This is a genomic window from Arthrobacter sp. Y3225209 (genome assembly GCF_059090685.1).
On record NZ_JBNHFW010000001.1, the window covers coordinates 204,511 to 226,551 of the forward strand.

The 22,041-nt window shown below is 66.9% G+C and carries 17 protein-coding genes and 1 pseudogene; 7 read left to right on the forward strand and 11 right to left on the reverse strand.

The window, feature by feature from the left end:
* Positions 1 to 20 precede the first annotated feature (20 nt).
* The 3 genes from AC5RVB_RS00910 to AC5RVB_RS00920 are packed head-to-tail and all read left to right on the forward strand — an operon-like array spanning position 21 to position 2,016.
* Positions 21 to 401: a GntR family transcriptional regulator gene (locus tag AC5RVB_RS00910; protein ID WP_227903570.1), complete on the forward strand. Its 381-nt coding sequence runs from the start codon at positions 21 to 23 to the stop codon at positions 399 to 401.
* Positions 398 to 1,330, forward strand: a complete 933-nt coding sequence (locus AC5RVB_RS00915) for an ABC transporter ATP-binding protein (protein ID WP_227903572.1) — start codon at positions 398 to 400, stop codon at positions 1,328 to 1,330. Before AC5RVB_RS00910 ends, AC5RVB_RS00915 begins: the two co-directional genes overlap by 4 nt.
* Positions 1,327 to 2,016, forward strand: a complete 690-nt coding sequence (locus AC5RVB_RS00920; RefSeq protein ID WP_227903577.1) for a hypothetical protein — start codon at positions 1,327 to 1,329, stop codon at positions 2,014 to 2,016. The genes AC5RVB_RS00915 and AC5RVB_RS00920 overlap by 4 nt, the downstream gene beginning before the upstream one ends.
* A 30-nt stretch (positions 2,017 to 2,046) precedes the next feature.
* On the opposite strand, the gene AC5RVB_RS00925 is transcribed toward AC5RVB_RS00920, so the two are convergent.
* Genes AC5RVB_RS00925 through AC5RVB_RS00935 form a run of 3 tightly spaced genes read right to left on the reverse strand, consistent with a single transcriptional unit; the run spans position 2,047 to position 9,293 of the window.
* A complete protein-coding gene (locus AC5RVB_RS00925; protein WP_494141740.1) occupies positions 2,047 to 5,517 on the reverse strand; it encodes an ATP-dependent helicase in 3,471 nt (1,156 codons plus the stop codon).
* Positions 5,514 to 8,849, reverse strand: a complete 3,336-nt coding sequence (locus tag AC5RVB_RS00930) for an ATP-dependent helicase (protein WP_494141741.1) — start codon at positions 8,847 to 8,849, stop codon at positions 5,514 to 5,516. The genes AC5RVB_RS00925 and AC5RVB_RS00930 overlap by 4 nt, the downstream gene beginning before the upstream one ends.
* Positions 8,850 to 8,861: 12 nt before the next feature.
* Entirely contained in the window at positions 8,862 to 9,293 is a 432-nt protein-coding gene (locus tag AC5RVB_RS00935; RefSeq protein WP_494141742.1) for an MGMT family protein, read from the reverse strand.
* A gap of 75 nt (positions 9,294 to 9,368) precedes the next feature.
* Here AC5RVB_RS00935 and AC5RVB_RS00940 point away from each other — a divergent pair, with 75 nt between their 5' ends.
* From AC5RVB_RS00940 to AC5RVB_RS00955, 4 genes and pseudogenes are all read left to right on the forward strand, one after another.
* Positions 9,369 to 10,091 (forward strand): 3'-5' exonuclease, encoded by a 723-nt coding sequence (locus AC5RVB_RS00940; protein ID WP_494141743.1) that lies wholly within the window; start codon positions 9,369 to 9,371, stop codon positions 10,089 to 10,091.
* Positions 10,092 to 10,336: 245 nt separating this feature from the next.
* Complete coding sequence (locus AC5RVB_RS00945) at positions 10,337 to 11,317, forward strand: methionine ABC transporter ATP-binding protein (RefSeq protein ID WP_227929558.1); 981 nt, start codon at positions 10,337 to 10,339, stop codon at positions 11,315 to 11,317.
* Positions 11,314 to 11,991 (forward strand): annotated as a pseudogene (locus AC5RVB_RS00950) (methionine ABC transporter permease); the annotation flags it as partial. The gene AC5RVB_RS00945 and the pseudogene AC5RVB_RS00950, both read left to right, overlap by 4 nt.
* Before the next feature lie 248 nt (positions 11,992 to 12,239).
* On the forward strand, positions 12,240 to 13,079 hold the full coding sequence (locus AC5RVB_RS00955) for a MetQ/NlpA family ABC transporter substrate-binding protein (protein WP_290244527.1): 840 nt from the start codon (positions 12,240 to 12,242) through the stop codon (positions 13,077 to 13,079).
* Between the two features lie 67 nt (positions 13,080 to 13,146).
* Here AC5RVB_RS00955 and hemL read toward each other — a convergent pair whose 3' ends face one another.
* The 8 genes from hemL to hemE all read right to left on the reverse strand — a co-directional run bounded on the left by hemL (position 13,147) and on the right by hemE (position 21,912).
* The gene (hemL, locus tag AC5RVB_RS00960) at positions 13,147 to 14,484 is read right to left on the reverse strand and encodes a glutamate-1-semialdehyde 2,1-aminomutase (RefSeq protein WP_227903595.1); all 1,338 of its coding nucleotides are present in this window, start codon (positions 14,482 to 14,484) and stop codon (positions 13,147 to 13,149) included.
* On the reverse strand, positions 14,484 to 15,467 hold the full coding sequence (gene hemB / locus AC5RVB_RS00965; RefSeq protein ID WP_227903598.1) for a porphobilinogen synthase: 984 nt from the start codon (positions 15,465 to 15,467) through the stop codon (positions 14,484 to 14,486). The genes hemL and hemB overlap by 1 nt, the downstream gene beginning before the upstream one ends.
* Before the next feature lie 32 nt (positions 15,468 to 15,499).
* Positions 15,500 to 16,366, reverse strand: a complete 867-nt coding sequence (locus AC5RVB_RS00970; protein ID WP_494141744.1) for a uroporphyrinogen-III synthase — start codon at positions 16,364 to 16,366, stop codon at positions 15,500 to 15,502.
* Positions 16,367 to 16,387: 21 nt separating this feature from the next.
* Positions 16,388 to 17,344 (reverse strand): hydroxymethylbilane synthase, encoded by a 957-nt coding sequence (hemC, locus tag AC5RVB_RS00975; RefSeq protein ID WP_227903601.1) that lies wholly within the window; start codon positions 17,342 to 17,344, stop codon positions 16,388 to 16,390.
* Positions 17,344 to 18,540: a ferrochelatase gene (locus AC5RVB_RS00980; RefSeq protein ID WP_494141745.1), complete on the reverse strand. Its 1,197-nt coding sequence runs from the start codon at positions 18,538 to 18,540 to the stop codon at positions 17,344 to 17,346. The genes hemC and AC5RVB_RS00980 overlap by 1 nt, the downstream gene beginning before the upstream one ends.
* Entirely contained in the window at positions 18,537 to 19,244 is a 708-nt protein-coding gene (gene hemQ, locus AC5RVB_RS00985; protein ID WP_227903603.1) for a hydrogen peroxide-dependent heme synthase, read from the reverse strand. Before hemQ ends, AC5RVB_RS00980 begins: the two co-directional genes overlap by 4 nt.
* A 74-nt stretch (positions 19,245 to 19,318) precedes the next feature.
* Positions 19,319 to 20,848, reverse strand: coding sequence for a protoporphyrinogen oxidase (gene hemG / locus AC5RVB_RS00990; protein WP_494141746.1), 1,530 nt, complete (start codon positions 20,846 to 20,848; stop codon positions 19,319 to 19,321).
* A 2-nt stretch (positions 20,849 to 20,850) separates the two neighbouring features.
* Entirely contained in the window at positions 20,851 to 21,912 is a 1,062-nt protein-coding gene (hemE, locus tag AC5RVB_RS00995; RefSeq protein ID WP_227903608.1) for a uroporphyrinogen decarboxylase, read from the reverse strand.
* Positions 21,913 to 22,041 lie beyond the last annotated feature (129 nt).

The following is a 22,041-nucleotide window of genomic DNA, read 5'->3' on the forward strand; positions in this document are numbered from 1 at the left end:
TACCCAGCGCAGGAGCCGCTTTGATTGATGACAGCAGGCCGATCTTCCAGCAGATCGCAGAACGCGTCGAAGGCGACATCCTTGACGAAATCCTCAGAGAGGAAAGCCAAGTGCCGTCCACCAACGAGTTCGCCGCCTTCTACCGGATCAACCCGGCAACCGCAGCCAAGGGGATCAACCTCCTGGTCGATGAAGGCATCCTCTACAAGCGCCGCGGCATCGGCATGTTTGTTGCCCCCGGCGCCCGGGAAGCCGTCCTGAAGAAGCGCCGCGAGCAGTTCTATCAGCAGTATGTCCGTCCGCTGACTCTCGAAGCCCGGAGGCTCGGGATCGATGACGAGCAGCTCTCCGGCTTAATCCACCGCAGCACCGCCGACACCGAAGGGAGCATGGCGCCATGACCGCCGGCACCGAGAACGTGATAGAAACCCGGAACCTGACACGCCGCTACCGGGACCAGCTAGCGCTCGACAATGTGAACCTGAGCATTTCCGGCGGCCGGATTTACGGGCTGCTCGGCCGCAACGGGGCGGGTAAAACCACACTGATGTCGATCCTGACCGCCCAGGGGTTTGAGTCCGCGGGTGAGGTGCGGGTCTTTGGGGAACACCCCTTCGAAAATGAGCGGGTGCTGCGCAGGCTGTGCTTTGTCCGCGAGTCGCAGAAGTATCCGGATGACTTCACGGCCGCGAATGCCTTCGCGTCGGCCCGGCTGTTCTACCCCAATTGGGACGCCGGATACGCCGCCTCCCTCGCGGAAGACTTTCACCTCCCGTTGAAGCGCCGGATCAAGAAACTTTCCCGCGGCCAGCTCTCCGCCGTCGGCGTGATCCTCGGACTGGCTTCGCGCGCAGACATCACGTTTTTCGACGAACCCTATCTGGGCCTCGACGCCGTTGCCCGCCAGATCTTCTATGACCGGCTGGTTCAGGACTTTGCCGAACACCCGCGCACCATCCTGCTTTCCTCACATCTGATCGATGAGGTGGCCAATCTGCTGGAACACATCATCGTGATCGACGACGGCCGGATAGTCCTGGACGATGACGCCGAGAACATCCGGGGCAGTGCCATCACCGTGACCGGAACGGCGGAAGTCGTGGAGGCCTTCGCTTCCGGCCGGACGGTGTTGCACCGCGAATCCCTGGGTTCGCTCGTGTCGCTGACCCTGGAGCACCGAATGGACGACGGCGAGCGCCGGGAAGCCGCCGAACTCGGACTGCAGCTGACACCCGTGTCCCTGCAGCAACTCGTTGTCAGGAAATCCCTGCAACCCGATGGCCTGGAGAAACCCGGCACCGGGGCACCTAGCCTGGAGGCGTTCAAATGAACCAGTCACTAGCCGTTGCGAGGATGCAGCTGACCAACAAGTGGATCTACCTGTGGACCCCGCTCATCATCCTCGTGGCCTCAACATTGATTTCCCTGGCCATCTTCGCCATGGTCCCTGATGACGCCACCACCGTCATTTCAGGCTCCGGGCAGGCCGTGATGTGGTATTTCTTTGCACTCGGAATCCAGGCCATGACACTGCTCTTCCCTTTCTCCCAGGCCATGAGTGCCAGCCGGCGTTCCTTCTACATGGGGACCGTGGGGCTGTTCGCCGGCGTGGCCCTAGTACTGGCAGTTGTGTACTGGATCCTGGGGCTGATCGAGCAGGCCACCGACGGGTGGGGCATGGGCGGAGCCATCTTCGCCATCCCGTGGATTGCGGAGGGCGCCTGGTACACCCAGATCCTGTTCTACTTCGCAGTCACCATCCTGTTGTTCCTGGCGGGCTTCTGGAGTTCGACGATCTACAAGCGGTGGCGGACCGTCGGCCTGACCGCGGCTCTGGTCGGAGTCGGGGCAGTGCTGCTGGGAGTCATCGCCCTGATCACCTGGCAGGACGCCTGGCCGTCAGTGGGTGCCTGGATCATGGAACTGACACCGCTCTCCCTCGCCGGCTGGGTGCTTGCTGCGGGAGCGCTTCTTGCACTGACGTCCTACGCCACCCTCCGGCGGGCAGTCCCGTAGGCGAAAGCCCCAGCCACCCTGTCCGCCGGGTCAGAATCCGGCGGACGGGGTCTTCGGTGCCTCACCGATGATGCGCTCCAGCTCGGCTTCCCCGGCCAGGTTGAACGGCCGGATAAGTTTGTCCGCCGCCACGTAATAGAACGCGGCGCGGACCTTCTCCAACGGCACACCCTTCAGCCGGGACCAGGCAAGCCGGTACACGGCCAGCTGCACGGCGCGGACGTCCAGCTTCGAGGACGACGGCGGGGCACCGGTTTTCCAGTCGATCAGGTCCCAGGTGCCGTCGGCGTCCTGGAAAACTGCGTCGATACGCCCTCGGACAACCACGGCGTTCACCTTGGTTTCCACCGGAACCTCAATATAGGCGGGCGTCCGCTGCGCCCATTCGGATGCCTCGAAGGTCGCCATCATGTCCTCGAGCTGGTACGCCTCATCCACATAGGCGTCGGCAGCCCCGGGGTACTCGTCGATATCCAGCATGCCGCTGCTACCGAAGAACTCCTCCACCCAGGCGTGGAAAGCGGTGCCCTTGCGGGCGGCCATACCGGGCTGGCGGGGAACCGGACGCCGAAGCTGACGGGTCACCTCAGCCGGATCATCCTTCAGGTCCACCAGCATGGACGCCGAGATGTGGGCGGGGAGTTCCACCTGCACCACTTCATTCGGCGGCCGGTGCCGAGCCAGCAGCAGCTCCGTTTCCCGCCCCCAGCGGCCGTCCGGCACCGGGACATCCGCGCCGTCCGGGGACAAGGCACGGTCAGCGGCCTGCCGCTCCGCAGCAGCCAGGACGGACCGGGCCGCCGCTTCCATCCGCGGGCGGCGCGCTCCCAGCGGATCCAGCGGCCAGCGCGCCCGTTCCGCTTCAGCGTTCGCCGGGTTCTCGGTCCCTTCTTCCTCGGGACTGACCCATTGCAGGAGCCGGTAACCGGCTGCGCCCTCCTGCTCCAGGTCATAGAGGTCCCTTAGGTACCGGGATGGTGCCAGCGGTTTGGAGCGCCCGCCGCCCCAGGCGGAGGAAGTGCAGATCAGCACCGATTTGGCGCGCGTGAAGGCCACGTAGGCAAGCCGGCGTTCCTCCCGCTCTGCGTGCCCCTTCGCATCTTCGCTGAAGAGCTTTTCGCTCTCCAGCCAGGTCTTCTGGTCAATTTGGTCCCATTCCCACTGCGGCAGGTCCAGACTGTCCCCCCGAAGGGTCCAGGGCACGGCCGCGTCGCCGCTGCTCCAGCGTGAATCCTTATCGCTGGGGAAGGATGCTTCATTCAGGCCGGGGACAACCACAATGTCCCATTCCAAGCCCTTGGAGGCATGGACGGTGAGCAGCTGCACCGCTTCGCGGCTGGGTTCCAGCGGCGTGACGGGCAGGCCGTTTTCCTCACTGTCGGCGGCTTCCAGCCAGGCCAGGAACGCGGCCAGGTCCACCCGTTCCGCAGCAGAGCTGAACGTGGCTGCAGCGTCAATGAAGGCGTCCAGGTTGCGGCGGGATTCGTGCAGCGTGACACCGGGTTTGGCCGCCACTTCAATGTCCAGCAGGATCCGCCGCTCCACTTCCCCGATCAGTGTGGTCAGGTCCTCGCCCACAAACCCGCGCAGGTCCCGCAGTTCATCACGCAGCACTGTCAGCCTGCGCAGGCCCTCTTCGGAAAGGGACCGGCCCGCATTGGAAACCCAGCCGGGCCGCGGCAGGGAATCCACCGCTTCCACAAGGCTCCCTGCCTCCACGAGATCGGCCTCCACCACGAGGTCCGGCGCTTCGTCCGGACCGTGAATCTCCGCAGCATCGGCCACCCGCACTGCCCGTTCCCGGACCCGGACCAGGTGCCGGGACCAATCAGCCAGCGCCATCAGATCTGCCGGGCCCAGACGCCAGCGCGCCCCGGCCAGGATACGCAGCATCGAGTCCGAACGCCCCGGATCGCCCAGCACCCGCAGGACAGCCAGGAGGTCCACGACTTCCGGTGTTGACAGCAGTCCGCCGAGTCCAACGATCTGCACGGGAATGCCGCGCAGTTCCAGTTCCTTCCGAATGGGTTCGAACTGCTTCCGTCCGCGGCACAGCACAGCCACGGTCGGCCGGACCCCCTGGTTCCGCTCATCGCGTTCGAAGAACCGCTCCCGGTGGTAGGCCACCTGCTCTGCCACGGCTTCAGCTTCTCCGAGAATCCGTTCCGGGTTGCCCTTGCCCGGTTCCACCGATACGTCGCACAGGTAGCGCCCCAAATAGACTTCGCCGACCGGCGCGTTCGGCTTGGCTTCGAGTGCGGGCACGTTCGGGAGCCGCTGGTGTTTCAGCCAGGGGGCAGCATCGTTGAGCTGCCCGGCAACCGTGTTGGCGGCGGCCAGCACGGATGTGGAGTTACGCCAGGCCACTGACAGGTTCGCGAGCGGCGCCAGGTCCCTGCGGTGTTCGCCTATCAGCGGGAACTTCTCGCGGAACGTCCCCAGCTGGCCGGCGGAGGCGCCACGGAAACCGTAGATGGACTGGTGCGGGTCGCCTACGGCCGTCACGGCCCGGCCGTCACCGAACAGGCTGGAGAAGAGCACCATCTGCGCGTGGGAAGTGTCCTGGAATTCGTCCAGCAGGACCACCTTGTATTTGGCACGTTCCATTTCCACTGCTTCGGGAATGGTGGCGGCAATCCTGGCAGCAAGCTCCACCAGATCGCCGAAGTCCAGCTGCCGGCGCTCGGCTTTGGCCCGCCGGTACGCTTCCACCAGTTCCGTTACCGTGATGCGCGTACGCAGCCGGTTGAGCAGCTTCCGGGCAGCCTGCGTGGGCTCCTTGGGTTTGCCGAAGTGATACGGCAGCGCAGAAACCGCATCTGCGTGCGTCTGAAGCTCGGCCCGCACCTCGGCTGGTGTGCGCAGATGCTCGGAGCACTCCCCCGCCATTTGCAGGACGGCATTGACCAGGGTGGATTTCGCGGCAGTGAAATGGTCGTATTCGCCGGAGTAGGCTTCCACCACTTCGTTGGCCAGCTGCCAGGCCTGGGCACCGCCGAGCATCACCGAATCACGTTCCACCCCGATCCGCAGACCGTAGTCGTTGACGATTCCGTTGGCGTAGGAGTGGTAGGTCGAAACGCTGGGGTCCAGGCGCTCGTCACCGCCGGAACCTGGTTCCCCGTTGTCTCCGGCCTGCCCCTCGGCCCCGTCCAGCTGCCGGTACAGCAGGTTCAGGCGTCCCCTGATCCTGCTGGCGAGTTCGCCCGCCGCTTTCCGGGTGAAGGTCACGCCCAGAATCTGTTCCGGCCGGACCAGCCCGTTGGCCACGAGCCAGACCACCCTGTCGGCCATGGTTTTGGTTTTCCCGGACCCGGCGCCGGCGATCACCAGCAGGGGCTCCAGCGGACCTTCGATAATGCCGATCTGGTCCGGTGTGGGGTACTGCACCGGGGAATGGGGATCGGTGTGCAGCAGTTCGGCAAGCTCGCGGGCGCTGTACTTCGGCGCCTGTGCAGCCTCCGGCGCTCCGCTGGAGCCCTCGTCAGTGACGGCACTCATTCAGTGACCTGCTTTCCTTCAGCACACAATGGACAGATTTCCGGCAGCCGGCAGCCGTTGCCGCCGAACCCGCTGCGGCCGGGATCGTGAACCGTTTCGAAGAACGCTGCCGACATCAGCCGGGCGGCCTCCCGGACCATGTCACGTGCCGAGGTATCCTCCGGATCCAGCGGTGGCTGCTCCTGGACGGAAACGCCCTTGTTGGTGGTACCCAGCTGCACCAGCGCCGCACCGCCGGGGGCCTGTGATGCCTCCGGGAAGGCACCCTCACGGATAGCCTCCTGATAGGCCGCCAGCTGCGGATGGCCCGCAAGGTCATCCTTTTTCGGCGCAGACTTGCCCGTTTTCAGGTCCACAATGAACAGCCGTCCGTCAGCGTCTTTCTCCAACCGGTCGATCTGGCCGCGGAGCAGGGCCGTACGTTCGGCACCGTTGATCTCCACCGGCAGCTCCACCTCGAAGTCCTGTTCCACGCCGGCCAGGGACCGTCCGCTGCGGCGCATGCTGATCACGTATTCGGCGAGCTTGCGGACCATTGTCTCGGCCCGGTGGAAGTCCATCTGGCCTTCCCAGTTCTCCTTCATGCCCAGCGACGGCCAGCGCTTCTGCAGCTCGGCTACGTATTCGCTGCCTGCGGCGTCGGGCATGTCCTGGGCAATGGCGTGCACCAGCGTCCCCAGTGAGCGGGCAAAATCCGTCGCCTGCTCACCACCCGCTGCGGAAACGAACCAGCTCAGCGGCGACTTCAGGACGGCATCGACCTTGGAAGGGGACACGGGGATCGGGGCATCCGGCGGGAGGATCGGCTCGTCCGTGGACTGCGACGCCAGGCCCCACCACGAATCAGGGTGCGCGCCCGGAACGGAGACCTGGTGATTGAGCATGGTGCCCAGCCGGTACACCGCTTCATCCGCCGCACCCCGGTCGGCGTCGGGCTGCTGGGCGTACCTGCGCAGTTCCGCCACCAGCGAGCGCAGCGTGCTGGGCCGCAGTACCTCGGTGCGTGCGCGTTTCTCGGCGCCCGGTTCCAGCGGCGCCACCAGGTCCAGGAACTGCGAAGGCTGTTCGTCCTCGGAGGACACCGCGGTACAGATCAGTACCTCTGTTGCCCGCGAGATGGCAGTGGAAAAACTGCGCAGCTCATCAAAGCGGATGGACTGCATCAGGGTCAGCGGGTCGCGGTGGGCCCGGAAGCTGTCTCCGTGCTCCACCGCCGCCACCAGTTCCCCGCTGCCCAGCAGTTCCCCGCGCAGCCGCAGGTTGGGCCAAACATCCTGCTGGATCCCGGCCACTATGACCATTGGCCACTCACGTCCTGCCGCGCTGGCGGGAGTAAGCAGTTCCACCGCTTCCCGGCGCTGGGCCCGGGCAGCCAGCGTGTCCATCGGCAGCTCCGAGCTCGTGAGGTAATCCAGGAACTGTGCAGGAGTGGAGCCCGGCAGCTGGTCGACGTAGCGTTCAGCAGTCTGGAACAGGGCCATGATGGCGTCCAGGTCCCGGTCCGCACGGGACGCGGCGGGACCGCCCGCCAGTGCCGTCTCGGCCCATTTTTTGGACCAGCCCGATGCTGACCAGAGCGCCCAGAGAACTGTTTCCGCGGTGGCCCCGGGTTCTGCTGCTGCCTTCCGTCCGGCGGTGAGCATTCCGGCGATGCGCCGGGCCGCGGTTCGGGCGTCCCATTGCAGGCCGGCAAGCGCCAGCCCTGACGACGATTCCGGGTCCAGCAGCGATTCCACCAGGAGCACGTCGCTGGTGCGCCCGCCGCCACCGCTGAGTTCCTCGCGCCGCAGCGCCTGCCGCAGCCGGCGCAGTTCCAGGGTGCTGGCACCGCCGATGCGGGAGGTCAGCAGTGAAACAGCAAGTTCCGGCGTCAGCAGGTCCGGATCGAGGACGACGGCGAAGGCGTCCAGCAGCGGACGGACGGCGGCTTCGTCGCGGACCGCCTTTTCGGCGACCGGAACCTTGACCTCAATTCCCTGGCCCGAGAGATAACGCTGCAGTGCGGCCAGCTGCGCACCGGTCCGGACGATCACTGCCATGTCCTCCAGCGAGCGCCCGCGCAGCAGCTGGGCTTCGAGGATCCGCTGGGCAACATAGCGTTGCTCATGCATGGGCGAATCCACGACGTGGGCTTCGGCGGCGGGGACCGGGGCGGGAGCGGGTGCTTCGTCCCCGGAATCGGGCAAATCCGGAGTTCGGGCCGGATCCGCAGCTTCGGGCAGGTCCGCGGCGCCGGCAGCCGCAGGGCCTGCGGCTGCCTTGTGGAACGGGAACCGGGCATCGGCAACCGCAGTGCGGTAGGACGGCAGTGACCCCACCACGGATATGCGTGCGGCGGTCCGGGTCCAGGCCCCGGCCAGTTCACCGGTCAGCCGGTGCGAAGTAGTGAGGACGTGCGTTTGAATACCGCCGGGGAAACGGTTGCCCAGCTTGCCCACCAGGTCCGGGCGGGCACCGCGGAAGCCCTGGACCACAGTGTCCGGGCACGCCGTGGCCACGGAATCCCCCGTGCCGGCCAGAAGTGCGAAGAGGCTGTGGATGGCGGGGTTGGCTTCCTGCAGGTCATCCACCAGCACCAGTTGCTGGCGGTCCTGCTCGGCGGCCAGGAACTCCGGATCCGAGCGCAGGATGTTTAGCGCGGAGGTAATGATGCCCGCCGGGTCGAAGGACTCCGGCATCCGCAGGTCCAGGACATCGCGGTACTCGGCATAGAGGTCTCCCGCCGCCACCCAGTCGGGGCGGCCGTACCGTTGTCCGAGTTCCCGCAGCTCCTGGGCGGAAATGCCGTATTCGATGACCCGGTCGAAAAGCTGACGGATTTCCTGCCGGAACCCGCGGGTACCCAAAGCAAGGTCCAGGCTCTCGGGCCACGGCAGCTGCGGGACGCCATGCTGCCCGTGTCCGGCCAGCAGTTCCTTGATGATCACGTCCTGTTCGGCACCGGAGAGCAGTTTCGGCGCACGGGTGAGGTACGGGAGCCTTCCTTCGGTCTTGGCGCGGCGGATCAGGTCGAAGGCGTAAGACGCCCAGGTCCGCGCCGGAGCGGTGCTTAGTGTTCCCTGCAGCCGTGCGGACAGTGCATCGCGCAGCCCCGCCGCGGCAAGCCGGGTCGGAGCGAGCATCAGCAGGTTCGCGGGATCCAGCCCGTCCCGTTCAATGCGGGCGACGGCGGCTTCCACCAGGACGGTGGATTTACCCGTTCCAGGTGCCCCGAGCACCAGCACCGGACCGCTTCCGGCGGGAAGGTCCACCACGGCCTGCTGGTCAGCACTGAGCTGCGGGGCACCGGCTGCAGCAGCAGCCGGTGAAACGAGTTGGAGTTTAACGCTCATGGCTCCACTTCATCATGACCCACTGACATTCCTGTTATCCGCCGAACCCGCGTGTGGTGCGGCGCCGGGTACGGGATCCGCAGCCTGGCGAAGCCGGTTCCGGAGATCATCAAGGAACCACCACTGCTCCTCCGTCGGCTGCCAGCGCGCCGTACCGATCAGCACCCGGTAACCGTTGCCGCCGTCGTCGGCCGTTCCCCGAACAGGGGTGCCCTCCCGCCGGTAGTGTTCCCATGCCTGCCCGCCGTGGCACCGGGGCGGCTGACCGGAGGCACGCAGCACCCGCCACCAGCAGACCTCCGATCCGCGGGCGGACATCACCGCACCGACCTGGCGGGGGCCGCCTGTTCCGAGCAGTTCGGCTATGTCGCCGTAGGACAGCACCTGGCCGGGCGGAATGAGATCCGCTACTGACAGCACCGCATCCGCATACTCCGCCTGCATATCCAGTAGGGTACCGAGGCCGCGGCACACCCCGCCAATTCCGGGATTGTCGGTGCCCGCCGGTACGTTTGATGCATGAACAGCTGGCATGAACTCCCCCGGGCCGCCTTCGATTTGGAGACCACGGGCCGGGACCCGCAGACCGCGCGGATAGTCACCGCGTCCATCATTCTGGTCAACGGCAGGGGTGACACGCTGCAGCACCATGAGTGGCTGGCCAATCCGGAAATACCCATTCCCGCGGAAGCGGCCGCCATTCACGGCATCACCACCGAGCGTGCCCGTGCAGAGGGCGGATCGCCGGCATCCGTGACCGCGGAAGTCGCCGAAGTGCTGGGCGGCTTCTTCGCCGCCGGGATCCCGGTGATGGCGTTCAACGCCTGCTATGACTTCACGGTCCTGGCACGGGAATGCGAGCGCTTCGGCCTCACCGCCCCGACCCCGTTCCCGGTGATTGATCCGTACATCCTGGACAAGCAGGTGGATCGGTTCCGCCGCGGCAAGCGCACCCTCACGGCCATGGCGGAACACTACGGTGTCGGTTTTGAGAATGCCCACACGTCGGCTGCGGACGTTGCCGCCACGCTGTCCGTGGCAGCGGTCATGGCAGCGAAGTACCCGGAACTGCAGTGCGAAGCCGCACAATTGCACCAGTCCCAAATCGGATGGGCCGCCGGCCAGGCTGCCAGCTTCCAGGAATACCTCCGGCGCCGGGATCCGGAGGCCGTGATCGACGGTGCCTGGCCCCTGCGCCAGGCACCGGACCTTGATCCGCTGGCGGTGCCGGCCCCGGCCTGACCTGTCTTTGGCCCGTCGTCACAGGCCGTCACCTTGGCAGGACGCCTGTTGGCGCCATGCGATACTGGTAGTTGTGTCAGGCGCTGATGGCGCCCGGGCGTACCCGCGCACCATGCGCGCGCATCCCGCCCCGCGCCACGAGATTGGCGGGCACCCTCCGCACGGCCGGCCCTTGGCCAAGGCACCCCTGAGTGCCCTCTCCAGGCACGCCCCTGTCCGGCCGCTTACGCACATGACGAGGACCAATGATCACAGTTACCGACCTCCGCAAGGTCTACCGGCAGGGTGAGCGCGATGTCACCGCCCTTGACGGTGTCAGCCTCAGCGTGCCGAAAGGCTCCATCCACGGCATCATCGGGCATTCAGGTGCCGGTAAATCCACGCTGGTGCGCTGCCTGACCCTGCTGGACCGGCCGACGTCGGGCTCCGTCACCATCGACGGACGCGAGCTGACCGCCGTAAAGGACTCTGAGATCCGCGCGGCCCGACGCCGCATCGGCATGGTGTTCCAGCACGCGAACCTCATGGATTCCAGGACTGCGGCAGCCAATATCGCCCATCCCCTGGAACTGGTGGGAACCAAAAAGAGCGTCATCGACGCCAAGGTGCGGGAACTGCTGGGCCTGGTGGGACTGGAAGGTTTTGCCGGCGCCTATCCCGCCCAGCTCTCCGGCGGCCAGAAGCAGCGCGTCGGCATTGCCCGGGCACTGGCCTCGGATCCCGATGTCCTGCTCTGTGATGAGCCCACGTCCGCTCTGGACCCGGCAACCACCGATGACATCCTGGACCTGATTTCGGACCTGACCCGCCGGCTGGACCTGACGGTGCTGATCATTACCCATGAAATGAACGTGGTGAAGCGCATCTGCGATTCAGTCTCCCTGCTGGAGGCGGGCCGCGTCGTGGAGCACGGACCGCTGCGCGAGGTTGCCTCGGATCTGCGCGGCCGGCTCGCCAAGCAGCTCATTCCCCTGCCGGCCACTCCCCCGTCCCCGGGCGGACCGGTGCTGGAACTGCTGTTTACCGGCCAGACCACGTCGGACCCGGTGCTCTCGGCGCTGACCCGCCGCTTCGACACGGACGTCAACGTCCTGGCAGGCAGCGTTGAGCTGCTGGCCGGTACCCGCTTTGGGCGGCTGCGCATCCAGCTGGACACGCACACCGACATGACCGCCGTCCATGAATACCTCGCCCTGCAGGGCGTCACCGTGGAGGTGGCCGCATGAACTTCCTGAACGAGCTTTTCGACAATCCCGGTATTACCAAGGCACTGCCCGAAGCAGTGGTTGAAACCCTGCAGATGGTTGGCATCTCCGGCTTCTTTACGCTGCTGATCGGCCTGCCGCTGGGCGTGTTCCTGCACACCAGCGCACCGGGCGGGCTGCGGCCGCTGCGCATCACGAACCGGATTGTCAGCGACATCATCGTGAACATCACCCGGTCGGTGCCGTTCGCGATCCTGGCCGTCACCCTCATCCCGCTGGCCCGGCTGGTTACCGGAACCTCCATCGGCCCGGTGGCCGCGTCCGTGTCGCTGAGCATCGCCACCATTCCGTTCTTCGCCCGCCTGGTGGAAAACGCCCTGCGTGATGTCTCCGGCGGCAAGATCGATGCCGCCCTGGTAATGGGCTCCACCAAGATGCAGGTGGTCTCCAAGGTCCTGCTGCGCGAGGCCATGCCCGGCCTGGTGGCTGCCCTGACCACCACCATGGTGACCCTGGTCGGATACTCGGCCATGGCCGGCATCATCGGCGGCGGCGGCCTGGGCCGGCTGGCCTACAACTACGGCGTCCAGCGTTTCGACACGCAGGTAATGCTCGTGACCATTGTCGTCATTGTGGCGCTGGTACAGATCATCCAGCTGGTGGGCGACTGGTTCTCCCGCCGGGTGGACCACCGTTCAGCCTCGGGCAGCAGCAGGCGCCGCCGTCCGGCCGCCGCTGTCCCGGGTACCGACGCCGAAGCAGCCGTGCGCCCTGCCGGCGGAGCGGACCGCGAACGGGACGGTGCCGCAGTCTGATTCCCTCAGTTTTCCGCACAGTCCGGGCAGCGTCCGGACTGATTCCCGGATCTGCAGCCAGTAGCCGCTAGCTGCACCCCACCCGCGGGCGGAGTTCCGTCACGGGTTTCGCGAAAGGAACGCACTCGATGCGTAAAGCACTAACCCTCGTTGCCACCGGTGTGGCCACGGCTCTGGCGTTGACGGCTTGTGGTGGATCCGATTCCGCCCCCAGCGCCGTGGAGAGCCTTGACCCCGCCAATCCGGTAACCCTGACCGTGGGCGCCAGCCCGACGCCGCACGCCCGGATCCTGGAATTTGTCCGTGACAACCTCGCCGAAGAGGCCGGGCTGGAACTGGAGATCCAGGAATTCGACGATTACATCACGCCGAACATCTCCCTGAATGACGGCGACAGCGACGTCAATTACTACCAGCACCTGCCGTACCTGGAATCCCAGATGGAAAGCCAGGGCTACGACTTCGAGCACGGTGCCGGCATCCATGTGGAGCCGTACGCCGCCTTCTCGGAGAAGCACAAGGACGTCTCCAGCATTGAAGACGGTGCCCGCGTCATGGTCACCAACGATCCCTCCAATCAGGCCCGTGCCCTGAAGATGCTCGAAGATGCAGGCCTCGTCGAAGACATTGCCGAGGATTCCTCCGTGCTCACCCTCACCGACGAGCAGAACCCGAAGAACCTGGACTTCCAGGAAAACCAGCCCGAACTGCTGGTCAACGATCTCAGTGATCCCACGGTGGACCTGGCTATCATCAACGGCAATTACATCCTCGAGGCCGGGCTGAGCACCGATGACGCCCTGCTGGTGGAGTCCGTGGAGGAGAACCCCTACGCGAACTTCCTGGTCTGGAAGGCCGGCAGCAAGGATGCCCGGATCGACAAGCTCGAAGAGCTGCTGCACTCCCCCGAGACCAAGGCCTTCATTGAAGAAACCTGGCCGAACGGCGACGTGACCGCTGCGTTCTAGCCCACAGGCACAATAAAAAACCCCGCACCTGCCAGGTGCGGGGTTTTTTATCGTCAGGATCCCGGGATCAGGGCTGCGCCTGAGCGGCCGCCTTGGCGGCTGCCGGCAGCGCCGCGTAGATGCGGTCCATCGCGGCGTCGTCGTGGGCACCGGAAAGGAACCATGCCTCGAAGACGGACGGCGGCAGGTACACCCCGGAGTCCAGCATGGAGTGGAAGAACGGCCGGTACCGGAACGCTTCCTGCGCCTGGGCCTGCTCGTAGTTGTGCACGCCGGTGGCGGAGGTGCCGAAGGCGACACTGAACAGGCTGCCTGCGCGCTGGATGCTGTGGTCCACGCCGGCCTTGTCCAGTTCGGCGGATACTGCGGCGGAGAGCTCCGCGCTGCGGGCGTCCACCGTGGCGTAAACCTCGGCGGTGGCTGCCTTCAGCGTGGCCACGCCGGCGGCCATGGCGATCGGGTTACCGGAGAGGGTTCCGGCCTGGTAGACCGGTCCCAGCGGGGCCAGATAGTCCATTACGTCGGCGCGGCCGCCCAGGGCCGCCACGGGCATGCCGCCGCCGATGACCTTGCCGAAGGTGAACAGGTCCGGCGTCCAGCGCTCCGCCGCGTCGGCTGCGCCGCCGGTGAGGCCCCAGTAGCCGGCCGGGCCGGTGCGGAAGCCGGTGAGGACCTCGTCCAGGATCAGCAGGGCACCGTGCGAGGCGGTGATGCGGGACAGTGCGGCGTTGAAGCCCTCGTCCGGGGTCACCACGCCCATGTTGGCGGGGGCAGCCTCGGTAATGACCGCGGCGATGTCGGAGCCGTGCTCGGCAAAGGCCTTTTCCACGGCGGCAACATCGTTGTACGGCAGCACCAGGGTCTCGGCAGCGGTGGCTGCCGTGACGCCGGCGGAGCCGGGCAGGGCCAGCGTGGCCAGGCCGGAGCCGGCGGAGGCCAGCAGGCCGTCCAGGTGTCCGTGGTAGCAGCCGGCGAATTTAATGACCAGGTTCCGGCCGGTGTAGCCACGGGCCAGCCGGATGGCGGTCATGGTGGCTTCGGTGCCGGTGGAAACCATGCGCAGGCGCTTCACAGCCGGCACGCGGTCCATGACCAGCTGCGCCAGCTCTGCCTCGGCGGGGGTGGAAGCGCCGAAGGAGAGCCCGTTGTCGACGGCCGCGTGCACGGCGGCCAGTACGTCCGGGTGCGAGTGGCCCACCAGCGCCGGACCCCACGAGCAGACGAGGTCCACGTAGTCGCGGCCCTCGGAGTCGGTGATATACGGCCCCTTGGCGGAGACCATGAACTTCGGCGTGCCGCCCACCGAGCCGAAGGCCCGGACCGGGGAGTTCACGCCGCCGGGCATCAGGGCCCGGGCACGGTCGAAAAGCTCGTCATTGGAGGACGGTGTTACAGGTGAGGACATTACTTGCTTTCCTTCAGCCAGGCTGCCAGCTCGGCGGCCCAGTAGGTGAGAATCATGTTCGCGCCGGCCCGCTTGATGCCCAGCACCGACTCTTCGATGGCCCGGCGGCGGTCAATCCAGCCGTTGGCGGCGGCAGCTTCAATCATCGCGTACTCGCCTGAAATCTGGTAAGCGCCCACCGGCACCGGTGACATCGCGGCCACGTCGGCCAGCACGTCCAGGTAGCTCATGGCCGGCTTGACCATCACCATGTCGGCGCCTTCTTCGAGGTCCAGCTCCACTTCCAGGAGCGCCTCACGGCGGTTGGCAGCTTCCATCTGGTAGGTCCGGCGGTCGCCCTTGAGCTGGGAGTCCACCGCCTCACGGAACGGTCCGTAGAACGCCGAGGCGTACTTGGCGGCGTAGGCGAAGAGGGAAACGTCCTGGTAGCCGGCCTCGTCCAGAGCCTGGCGGATAACGGCTATCTGGCCGTCCATCATGCCCGACGGGCCCAGGACGTGGGCGCCGGCGCGGGCCTGCTCCACAGCCATCCGGCCGTAGATTTCCAACGTGGTGTCGTTATCCACCACGCCGTTGTCATCCAGCACCCCGCAGTGTCCGTGGTCGGTGAATTCATCCAGGCAGACATCGCTCATAATCACCAGCTCGTCGCCCACTTCTTCGCGCACCGCCGCGATGCCGCGGTTGAGGATGCCGTTGGGGTCCGTGCCGGCGCTGCCCACGGCGTCGCGTTCAGCGGGGATGCCAAAGAGCATGATGCCGCCCACCCCGAGTTCCACTGCTTCCGCGGCGGCCTTCTTCAGGGAGTCCATGGTGTGCTGGACAACGCCGGGCATGGAGGTCAGCGGATTGGGTTCGGTAATCCCCTCGCGGACAAAGGCGGGCAGGATCAGCTCGGCCGGATCGAGCCGGTATTCGGCGGTCAGGCGGCGCATGGCGGGTGTGGTGCGCAGCCGGCGGGGACGGTGCTGGGGGAAGCTCATAGAGGTAAGTCTGCCTTCCGGTATTGGTGGAGCTAGTTTTTGGAGCCCGTTGACATAGCAACGGACAGTGCCTGCGCTATTCCCTTGGGGGTCGGGTGTTCCGCCACGGCATGCAGCGGCAGGTGAAGCCCGCGCATCTGCGCGGCTGTGCTGTCTCCGATCGCCACCAGCAGTGTGCCCGCAGGTACCGGGGAACACCGCGTCGCGAAACGCAGGGCAATGCTCGGGGAGGTCAGGACGACGGCGCGGGGCCCGGCAGGCGCCAGGGCGCGGAACGCCGAAGCGTCCAACAGTCCGTCAGCGGGAACCTCCGGGGTGAAGCGCATTCCCGGGGCCGGGAAATCAACGGTGCAGTAAGCGGTGACGGCACGCACCTCCCAGCCCAGGGCGGTCAGCGCGTCATGCAGCGAAGGGTCGGCAATGTCCGCCTGGGGCAGCAGGACCCGCAGGTCTCCCCCTTCGGGGTCCGAGCCGGAGGGGTCCGGCCAGGACGCAGCCAGTCCGCGGGCAGACTGGTCCGAGTCGGGCATAAAATCGACGTCGAATCCTGCCTCCTCCAAGGCATGCCGGGTGCCCGCACCCACCGCCGCGATCCGGGTATCCGCCGGAACCACGGATCCGGGGCGGATCCCCAGGGCAGCGCACCGGTGCGTGACGGCCCGGACGGTTGTCACGGAGGTGAACACCACCCAGGCGAACCGGCCTGCCCTGAGCGCGTTCAGTGCTCCGTCCAGTGCCGCCGTGTCCGCGGGGAACTGGAAGTCGATCAGCGGCATCAGCGCTACCGCTGCACCGCAGTCCTCCAGTTCCCGGACCATGGCCGAGGCCCGGTCCGGGGTACGCGGAAGCACCACGCTGAGTCCGGTGAGGTCCGGACCGTTATGCCTGGTGGCTGCCATCTCAGCAGGACCCGTGGAGCATCAGCTGGCGGGCAGATCTGTGAGCTGCCCGGCGCCGGCTGCCAGCAGTTCCTCGGCAACCTGCACGCCGAGGGCGCGGGCTGCGTCTTCGCTGAGGTCCGCGACGGCGGCGCTGCGCCGCAGCAGGCGGGTTCCATCATCGCTGCAGACCACTGCTTCGAGGCTGATGGTGCCTTCCTCCACATGCGCCAGTGCGCCTACGGGGGCGGTGCATCCGGCTTCAAGCCTGCCCAGCATGGCGCGTTCAGCGGCCACGGTGAGCCTGCTGTCCCGGTGGTCATATGCCTGCAGTGCCTTCGCCAGCGCACCGTCTTCGGCATCGGCGGTACGGCACTCCACGGCCAGGGCGCCCTGGCCCGGGGCAGGCAGCATCACGGCGGGATCAATGAACTCGGTGACCACACCCAGACGGCCCAGCCGGGCCAGTCCGGCCGCGGCGAGCACCACGGCGTCGAGGTCTCCCGGCGCGCCTGCCACGAGTCCTGCCACGCGTCCCAGCCGGGTATCCACGTTGCCGCGGATGTCCACGATCTCCAGGTCCGGGCGGGCGGCCCGCAGCTGTGCGGCACGGCGCGGCGAGCCGGTGCCGATTTTGGCTCCGGCCGGAAGCTCCGCCAGGGTCAGGCCGTCACGGGCGCAGAGCACGTCGCGTACGTCCACGCGTTCGGGAATGGCGCCTAGCGCCAGGCCCGGGGCCGCAGCCGTCGGAAGGTCCTTGAGCGAATGCACGGCGACATCGCAGTCCCCCCGGAGCAGCGATTCGCGCAGTGCAGCGACAAAAACCCCGGTTCCGCCGATTTGGGACAACGCGGCACGGTTGATGTCCCCCTCGGTACGCACGCGCACCAGTTCGACGTCGAACCCGCCCAGGGCCGAAAGCGCTTCGGACACCGTGGTGGTCTGCGTAACGGCGAGGGCACTGCCGCGGGTCCCGATCAGGACGGGCGAGTGGGCCACTATTCGACACCCACAGTGGAATCAGCGCCGGCGATGGTCGGCTTTTCGCCGCGCAGGTTCGCGCAGCAGCCGGGACGGCAGACGTCGTACCACGGACCGAGTGCGGTCAGCGCGGGACGGTCGGCAATGTTGTTCTCCACCGTGCGCTCCTGGACCAGGTCCACCAGGCCGGAGACAAAGGTGTCGTGGATGCCCGGTGTCGGAGTGCGGTCTGCAGCGAGGCCAAGTTCCTTGCAGGTATCCATGGCTTCGGTGTCCAGGTCCCAGAGGACTTCCATGTGGTCGCTGACAAAGCCGAGCGGGACAATCACCACGCCGTTGACGCCCTTGGCCGGCAGTTCGGCAATGGCATCGTTGATGTCCGGTTCCAGCCAGGGAATGTGCGGGGCGCCGGAGCGGGACTGGTAGACCAGCTGCCAGTCCAGGCCTGCCGCTTCGGGGATCCGGTCCATGATGGCGCGGGCGTTGGCCAGGTGCTGGGCAACGTAGGCGCTGCCTTCTTCGAACTCCCGGTCGCGGGGGCCGGAGGCCTCGGCGTCGGCAGTGGGAATGGAGTGAGTGGAGAAGAGGATTTCAATCTTCCCGTCCGTGATGCCCCGGGCCTCCAGCTGTTCGCGGACCTTGGCGACCGACTCGCGCACGCCTTCGACGAACGGCTCCACAAACCCCGGGTGGTCGAAGTACTGACGTACCTTGTCCACCTGCAGCTTCTTGTCCAGGCCGGTCTTGAGCAGGTTCATGCCCAGGTCCTCGCGGTACTGGCGGCAGCTGGAGTAGGAGGAGTAAACACTGGTGGTGACCATCAGGATCCGGCGGTACCCGGTGTCATAGGCGTCCTGCAGGACATCCTTGATGTAGGGCGCCCAGTTGCGGTTGCCCCACAGTACGGGCAGCTCCACGCCGCGGCGTTCCAGCTCAGCCTCGAGTGCAGCCTTCAGCGCACGGTTCTGGGCGTTGATGGGGCTGATGCCGCCGTTGGCCCGGTAGTGCGTGGCGACTTCCTCCAGCCGCTCATCGGGGATACCGCGGCCGGCGGTGACGTTGCGCAGGAAGGGAATTACGTCTTCCTGGCCTTCCGGGCCGCCGAAGGATGCCAGCAGGATGGCGTCGTAATGCTTCGGCTCCATGCGCCCGTTTTCGTCAACCCCTTCCAGCGGGTTGAACGCAGCGGGCTCGTGGGAAACGTCGGATGTCATTTAAGTACCTCGGCAACTTCGGCGGCCGGGATACGCCGGCCGGTATAGAACGGAACTTCCTCGCGGACATGGTTGCGGGCTTCAGTGGAGCGCAGGTGGCGCATCATGTCGACCAGATCAACCAGATTGGGGGCCTCCAGGCCAAGGATCCACTCCCAGTCGCCCAGGGCGAAGGAAGCTACGGTATTCGCGAGGACCTGGGGGAATTCGCGGCCCAGCATACCGTGGTCACGCAGCATCTTGCCGCGTTCCTCGGCGGGCAGCAGGTACCACTCGTAGGAGCGGACAAAGGGATAGACGCAGATCCAGGCCTCGGGCTCGATACCGCGGGCAAAGGAAGGCCAGTGGTTCTTCGAGAACTCCGCATCGCGGTGCACGCCCATGGCGGACCAGGCAATTTCGGTGTTCGCAAACAGTTCCGTGCGCCGGATCCGGCGCAGGGCTGCCTGCAGCGCTTCGGCCTTGCTGCCGTGCAGCCAGACCATCACGTCCGCGTCAACGCGCATGGCGGACACGTCGTACAGGCCGCGCAGTGTCACGTTGTCGGCGCCGAGGTCCTTCGCGAGGGTTTCAAAGGCCTCCACTGCACCGTCGGAGACCGGTGTCGCGGGCGCCCCGGACCGCTTGAATACGGTCCAGAGGGTAAAGAACTGCTCTTCGTTTTCAGCCGCCCCGGAGGCGCTCTGATCCATCGTCTCAGTCATGATTAACAGTCTGCCCCTTGCTTGTGGGTAAATCGAAACACAGAACTTCTACAACTTGTAGAAAGTGGTTAATGTCACACCTGCTGCAGCGCCCGCGCCAGAGCCGCCGTCCGGGTCCGGGTATCCGCGGTTACCGCGGCCAGCCCGGTACCGGCCAGCCAGGCGCCGACCGCTTCCAGCCCGGATACTTCTGCCACGGCTGCCCGGACCGCCGCCACCCGGTCACTGTGGCCCACTGCTGCGGACGGCAGTGCACCGACCCAGCGCACCACGTCGGCGCCCACCACATCCTCGGCACTGAGGGAAACCTGCAGCAGTGCGGAGGCATCCGCCACGGCCTGCCGGAGGAGGTCCTCGTCAGCGCGTTCGGCGTGGGCGGGTTCGCTGGCCGCGTCATCAGGTGAAAGTGCCCGCCCGTAGGAAAGGCGCAGCACATGCGTGCCGGGTCCGGTGGAATCCGCGAGCCACTGCCACTTGGCGGTGGCATGGGTCAGTGCCTTGGCATCCACGCCTTCCACCTCCCGGTCAACCAGGACGCCGGTGCCGCGCGGCATGGCATCCAGTTCCGGCCGGTCCACTACCAGGGTGACCAGTGCGACGCCGGGTCCCGGCGAGGGCTTGTACGCGGAGAGCTCGGGCAGGGCCCCGGACATCAGGTCCACGGCTGCCGGGCCGTCCGTGGCTACCACCACGGCATCGGCGCTGAGTTCCCGGGTGTCGCCGTCGCCGTCAGCGAGGCGGATCTGCCAGCCGTCGTTATGCCGGCTCAGTTTTTCGGCCCGCGTTCCGGCGAGCAGCAGCGCGCCCGAGGCTTCAAGATCGGCTGTCAGCGCCTCGGCCAGGCGGCCCATGCCGCCCTCCAGTCCGGCCACTGCCGAACCGGCCGGGGCGGCGGCGCGGATGGCCCCCACCGCAGCAGCCAGCGAGCCGTGTTTGGCAATGGCCGCACGGAGCCCGGGGGCAACGGAATCCACATCCAGTACATTCGGGTCCGCTGAATAGACGCCGCCAACCACCGGGGTGACCAGCCGGCGAAGCACCGCTTCACCCATCCGGCTGCGGACCACCTCCCCCAGACTGACGGATTCCCGGCGCTGCAGGGCACCCACCGGAAGAACCTTGTCCAGGGCTGCACGGGCAGCCCCCACCCGGCCCAGGGCACGGACTATGTCCGGATCGCGCGGATCCGCCGGGATGCCCAGGATCCCGCTGGCAGGCATCCGCTGTGCGCCGGCGGGCAGGTCAGCGGCGGCCAGCTGCAGCCAGGAACCGGCAGGGTTCGGCTGTACGACGGCGCCGGACAGGCCCAGCTCGCTGATCAGTTCGGGCACGGCAGTGGATTTGGTGGCGAAGGATTCAGCTCCGCTGTCCAACCGGATACCAGCCACCTCATGCCGTCCCACACATCCGCCGAAGGAGCCGGAAGCCTCCAGGACGGTGACGCGGATGCCGGCCCGGGCGAGGTCACGCGCGGCGATCAGGCCGGAGATGCCCCCGCCCACAACAACGGCGGAAGGGGTGTTTTCAGGCGGGACGGCGCCGGACTCAGTGCTTCTGCCGGGCCGGGCTGCCCGTCCGGTTTTGGCGGCAAAACGGTGCGGCATGGTTACGGCTCCACCGAATGAATCAGTTCAACCACCCGGGTCAGCACTGTGGCGTCGGTTTCCGGGGGAACACCGTGGCCAAGGTTGACTACGTGGCCGGGAGCCGATGCGCCGGCGGCGAGAACCTCACGGACGTGGGCTTCCAGGATGGGCCACGGGGCGCTGAGCAGAGCGGGGTCGATATTTCCCTGCAGCGGGGTCCGGCCGCCGAGCCGGCGGTTGGCTTCGTCCAGCGGAAGCCGGTAGTCAACGCCCACTACGTCCACGCCGACGTCGCGCATGGCCACCAGGAGTTCGGAAGTGCCGGTGCCGAAGTGCACCAGCGGGGCCCCCAGGCCGCGGACGTGGTCCAGGGCGCGGGCGGAGGCCGGGGCAACGTGCCGGACGTAGTCCGCCAGGCCCAGGGAACCGGCCCACGAATCGAACAGCTGTCCGGCACTGGCACCGGCTTCAAGCTGGGCGCGCAGGAACATGCCGGAGGCGTCGGCTGCCCAGGCGGTCAGCGCCTGCCAGGCATCCGGGTCCGCGTGCATCATGGTGCGCGGGCCGAGGTGGTCGCGGGAAGGCTTGCCCTCCACCATGTACGCCGCAAGCGTGAACGGGGCGCCGGCAAAACCGATCAGCGGCTTGGACCCGAGTTCGGCAACGGTCAGCCGGACTGCCTCACGGATCGGCTCCAGGGCTTCTTCGGTCAGCCGCGGCAGGGCGGCAACGTCCGCTGCGGTGCGCACCGGGGAACCAAGCACGGGACCGACGCCGGGAACAATGTCCACGTCCACCCCGGCGAGTTTCAGCGGGATGACAATGTCGGAGAAGAAGATGCCCGCATCAACATCGTGGCGGCGCACCGGCTGGAGGGTGATCTCCGCGGCGAGTTCCGGCCGCAGGCAGGAGTCGAGCATCCCGATTCCCTCGCGCGCCTTCAGGTACTCGGGCAGGGAACGGCCTGCCTGGCGCATAAACCACACCGGGCGGCGCGTCGGCGTGCCGCCCCGGTAGGCGGTGATCAGGGGGGAATCGGCCGTGCGGCCATCCAGCAGCGGATGAGTGGCGCTAAGAGTCATACTTTGATTCTCTCCAAAATCCGCGGCAATCGATAACCGGGGCCATCCGGGCCCGCCTGGTGTCCCTTCTCACACCCCCGCAGGCGTGATTCCGGCCGGCCCGGTTGAAGGGAACCTGCCGGGGGTGGC